Genomic DNA, 1918 nt, shown 5'->3' with positions numbered 1-1918 from the left:
CAAAGAGTCATTGCTAGGTAACTACAGGAGACATTCATGAGCTATCTAAAACTTAACCGACGGACGTTCCTCGGCGGCGCGGCATCCGCACTCTCGTTGGCTGCGTTTCCCCGCTTCGCTGAGGCAGCGGGATCGGTACGCCTCGGATGGCAGCAATTCAAGGCGACCCCTCAATACTCGTCGTTCCTCCATGCCGTACAAACAATGCGCGCCAACAAGAACGCGAACGACCCGGGGTCATGGCAGTATTGGGTGAATGTGCACGTTAATTATTGTCCGCATAAGACAAACTATTTTTTGGCTTGGCACCGGGGATACCTCTGGTGGCTGGAGCAGCAATTGAAAACATTCGATCAGAACCTTATGTTGCCCTATTGGGATTGGTACACCAATCCGACGGTGCCAACCGAATTTACCAATGCCGCCACCGGCAATGCGTTGTATGTTCCACGAGTGAACACCAATGTCTATAGCGCATTGGACTTGTCCCCTTTTTCGGCGGCGAATTTTCAGCGGGGCACGGTGAATTCGTTTGAAGACGGGTTCGAAACGCGTCCGCACAATCCCGTACATAACCTCATCGGGAACGTGATGTCATCAATGGTATCGCCAAGTGACCCAATCTTCTTTCTACACCACTGCAACATCGACAGGCTATGGCATGCGTGGGCAATGCCCGATGGACGAACGATGCCTGCGACGAGCGCGCCTTATTGGACGACGCAGACAACGCCGCCAATCTTCACTTACGCTCCAAATAAGACCATGCCGAAGGATCAAACGTACGCACCGCGCAGGCAAGGCGCGGTGTGGCCAAACAGAACGCCCTACGACTATGCCAACACTGCCCGGCCTCAGGTCTTGCCGCTGCAATCGCAGGTGGGCCGCATCATCCGGGTGCAAGGGCAAGGGCGTGATCTAACGCGTCCGCCCATCGCTTTTACTGCTGGCACACCGCCACGGGACGTCACAGCAGATCGACGCTCGATTGGTGGGGTGAAAGGCGTCGCGCTGCGAGAACAGTCTGTCAGTGCGCTCGTCACGGCGGAAGCGAGTTCGGTCCAGCCGCTGCAGGACGTGATCGCGACGACCACCACAGAATTCCCCGAGGCCGAAACGACAGATCCGTCGGCCCCCGCCCCGGCAGCCTCGAGTGCCGCCAAGGCCAAAAAATTCCGATCGGTCAAGATTGTGCTCGACAACATCAAAATCACGGGCGCAGGTACGGTCGGCGGGTATTTCTACAACGTCTATCTGGACTTGCCAGACAATGCGGACATCGAAACCGCGAGTTCAAAGCACCTTCTCGGCACGCTCGGCGCGTTCGAGATTGCTGGCGAGTCGCATCATGGATCGGTGACGCTTGAGTATCCCGCGACAGGCGCGCTGGTAAGGATGCGCGCCAAGAGCACGCGTGAACACGTGATTTCGTTCGTGCGGGTGAGCGGTGCCACCGCTCCGGCAGGCGAGGTCATCGCGGTCGGCGAGGTGCGCGTCGAACTGACGACTGAAGTGCCGTTCGTCAAGTCGAAACGAGTCAAGCCCGGACGCGATGACGTCCCGTATTGAGACCACGCGAGATAGCAAATCTCCAATCGCACTTCGTCCACCAGGTTCAAACATGCGCCGCCGGCGATGTGGCGCGCTTCATACTTTTTTGGGCGTGCCTCGCGACGCAGGCGCAATGTTTGTTAAGGGCGAGGTGCCTGACGAATCGATCAGTCAGTTTCACACGCTGTCGCTCTGACGATTTCGAAGTGCGGTCGCATTCGCTGGCGAGACCGTCGCCCAACAGCTTTCCGACGCTTTGTCAGAAACTATCACTGATGTGGCTCCTTCAAATCAGCCAAAGGCGACGGAGCGGAGCCCATGACGAACGCTCGCAGCCGTTTCTCGGCGTCGACCACCCGATGCATCG

General features: G+C 57.6%; 1 protein-coding gene. It reads left to right on the top strand.

The window, feature by feature from the left end; all coding sequences use genetic code 11:
• Positions 1-36 precede the first annotated feature (36 nt).
• The gene (locus AWB65_RS34680; protein WP_200821876.1) at positions 37-1569 is read left to right on the top strand and encodes a tyrosinase family protein; all 1533 of its coding nucleotides are present in this window, start codon (positions 37-39) and stop codon (positions 1567-1569) included.
• Positions 1570-1918 lie beyond the last annotated feature (349 nt).

The sequence above is a fragment of the Caballeronia humi genome, assembly GCF_001544475.1.
Lineage (GTDB): Bacteria > Pseudomonadota > Gammaproteobacteria > Burkholderiales > Burkholderiaceae > Caballeronia > Caballeronia humi.
The sequence above is the reverse complement of the archived record's forward strand: the minus strand, read 5'-3'. Positions and strand labels throughout refer to the sequence as shown.

Bases quoted from the DNA above. Each gene is read 5' to 3' on its own strand.
- AWB65_RS34680 (WP_200821876.1), top strand. From the start codon at position 37: ATGAGCTATCTAAAACTTAACCGACGGACGTTCCTCGGCGGCGCGGCA.